At 49.2% G+C, this 3,225-nt stretch carries 2 rRNA genes; both read right to left on the bottom strand.

The annotated features are described in order from the left end of the window. Nucleotides 1–3: 3 nt before the first annotated feature. Nucleotides 4–120, bottom strand: a 5S ribosomal RNA gene (gene rrf, locus H3R21_RS07350). An 86-nt stretch (nucleotides 121–206) separates the two neighbouring features. Next, a 23S ribosomal RNA gene (locus H3R21_RS07355) occupies nucleotides 207–3,114 on the bottom strand. Nucleotides 3,115–3,225: the final 111 nt, after the last annotated feature.

Below are 3,225 nucleotides of genomic sequence, written 5' to 3' on the forward strand. Positions count from 1 at the left end.
AAAGCACGGCAGCGTCCTACCCTCGCAGGCAGTCTCCCACCAACTACTCTCGGCGTGAAGAAGCTTAACTGCTGTGTTCGGCATGGTTACAGGTGTTTCCTTCTTGCTATTGCCACCGTACTTTTTCTCTTCTTTGAGCTTTTACACTCAAAACTAAATATAATCCTCTTTGAAAAACCAATCCTAATCTCAGATCGCTCAAGCTTGTGGTCAAGTCCTCGACTGATTAGTACTAGTCCGCTCCAAACCTCACGGCTCTTCCACTCCTAGCCTATCTACCTCTTAGTCTTTGAGGTGTCTTACTACTTTCGTATGGGAAATCTCATCTTGAGGGGGGCTTCGCACTTAGATGCTTTCAGCGCTTATCCCTTCCATACTTAGCTACCCAGCTATGCCTTTGGCAAGACAACTGGTACACCAGCGGTATGTCCATCCCGGTCCTCTCGTACTAAGGACAGCTCCTCTCAAATTTCCAACGCCCACGACGGATAGGGACCGAACTGTCTCACGACGTTCTGAACCCAGCTCGCGTGCCGCTTTAATGGGCGAACAGCCCAACCCTTGGGACCTACTTCAGCCCCAGGATGCGACGAGCCGACATCGAGGTGCCAAACCTCCCCGTCGATGTGAACTCTTGGGGGAGATAAGCCTGTTATCCCCAGGGTAGCTTTTATCCGTTGAGTGATGGCCCTTCCATGCGGTACCACCAGATCACTAAGCCCGACTTTCGTCCCTGCTCGAGTTGTCGCTCTCGCAGTCAAGCTCCCTTATACCTTTACACTCTGTGAATGATTTCCAACCATTCTGAGGGAACCTTTGGGCGCCTCCGTTACTCTTTAGGAGGCGACCGCCCCAGTCAAACTGCCCATCAGACACTGTCCCATACCTCGCTTAGAGGTCCTGGTTAGAGCAGCCATCAAACAAGGGTAGTATCCCAACATTGCCTCTGATAACACTGGCGTGCTATCTTCTCTGGCTCCTACCTATCCTGTACATGTTTAACAGCTACTCAATATCAAATTGCAGTAAAGCTCCATGGGGTCTTTCCGTCCTGTCGCGGGTAACCCGCATCTTCACGGGTATTATAATTTCACCGAGTCTCTCGTTGAGACAGTGCCCAAATCATTACACCTTTCGTGCAGGTCGGAACTTACCCGACAAGGAATTTCGCTACCTTAGGACCGTTATAGTTACGGCCGCCGTTTACTGGGGCTTCAGTTCGTTGCTTCGCTTACGCTAACAACTCTCCTTAACCTTCCAGCACCGGGCAGGTGTCAGCCCCTATACGTCGTCTTTCGACTTTGCAGAGACCTGTGTTTTTGATAAACAGTTGTTTGGGCCTATTCACTGCGGCTGGCTGTTACACCAGCACCCCTTCTCCCGAAGTTACGGGGCTATTTTGCCGAGTTCCTTAACGAGAGTTCTCTCGCTCACCTTAGTGTTCTCCACTCGACTACCTGTGTCGGTTTGCGGTACGGGTACGTTAGCTCTCACTAGAAGCTTTTCTTGGCAGTGTGACTCTTGAACCTTCGCTACTTTTATTTCGCTCCTCATCACAACTCGTGCTTTCTAGATAGAAGCATTTAACTCTTATCTACACTTATTGCTTAAACATGGATATCCAGCACCATGCGTTCTTTGCCTCCTGCGTCCCTCCTTCGCTATTAACGATCTAACGCAGTACAGGAATTTCTACCTGTTGTCCATCGACTACGCCTTTCGGCCTCGCCTTAGGTCCCGACTTACCCTGGGCGGACGAGCCTGCCCCAGGAAACCTTAGTCTTTCGGCGGATAGGATTCTCACCTATCTTGCGCTACTCATACCGGCATTCTCACTTCTAAGCGCTCCACTTATCCTCTCGATTAAGCTTCGCCGCACTTAGAACGCTCTCCTACCACGTGTATTACTACACATCCACAGTTTCGGTACTATGCTTAGCCCCGGTAAATTTTCGGCGCAGCGTCACTCGACTAGTGAGCTATTACGCACTCTTTTAATGATGGCTGCTTCTAAGCCAACATCCTAGTTGTCTACGCAACTCCACATCCTTTTCCACTTAGCATAGATTTTGGGACCTTAACTGGTGATCTGGGCTGTTTCCCTTTCGACTACGGATCTTATCACTCGCAGTCTGACTCCAGTGCTTTGATATATGGTATTCGCAGTTTATCTGAACTCAGTAACCCTTGATGGGCCCCTCATCCAAACAGAGCTCTACCTCCATTATCATCCTCGCACCAGGCTAGCCCTAAAGCTATTTCGGAGAGAACCAGCTATCTCCAAGTTCGTTTGGAATTTCACCGCTACCCACAACTCATCCCCGCAATTTTTAACTTACGTGGGTTCGGTCCTCCAGTGCGTTTTACCGCACCTTCAACCTGGTCATGGGTAGGTCACTTGGTTTCGGGTCTACATCAACTAACTCTCTCGCCCTCTTCAGACTCGCTTTCGCTACGGCTCCGTCTTTTCTGACTTAACCTCGCTAATTAACGTAACTCGCCGGTTCATTCTACAAAAGGCACGCCATCACCCTTTAATGGGCTTTGACTACTTGTAGGCACACGGTTTCAGGTTCTCTTTCACTCCCCTTCCGGGGTTCTTTTCACCTTTCCCTCACGGTACTGGTTCACTATCGGTCACAATTTAGTATTTAGCCTTGCGAGATGGTCCTCGCTGCTTCAATCGGGATTCCTCGTGTCCCGACCTACTCAGGATTCTGCTCGGCGTCTCTTGGATTTCGCTTACGGGGCTCTCACCCTCTCTGGCTTACCTTCCCAGATAATTCTGCTATCCGCCTTACTACCTTCTTGCAGTCCTACAACCCCATATGATAAATCATATGGTTTGGGCTCTTTCCGTTTCGCTCGCCGCTACTTGGGAAATCGATTTTTCTTTCTCTTCCTGCAGCTACTTAGATGTTTCAGTTCACTGCGTCTTGCCCTATATACCTATCTATTCAGTATATAGTAATGCATCGCTGCATTGGGTTCCCCCATTCGGAAATCTCCGGATCATTGCGTACTTACTGCTCCCCGAAGCCTTTCGTGGTTCGTCACGTCCTTCTTCGCCTTATTGTGCCTAGGCATTCACCGTGCGCCCTTCTTTTCTTGACCTTTCCTTAAGTCATTCGTTCTTTTCGAACTCTCTCGGTCGCTCTTGCAATCTGTTCTCTTTGATTGTTTCTCGGTTTTTCTTGGATTATATTCAGTTTTCAATGTACTAAC

Origin of the sequence: Lactobacillus sp. W8172, from assembly GCF_016102055.1 — a bacterium.
GTDB classification, from domain to species: domain Bacteria; phylum Bacillota; class Bacilli; order Lactobacillales; family Lactobacillaceae; genus Lactobacillus; species Lactobacillus apis_A.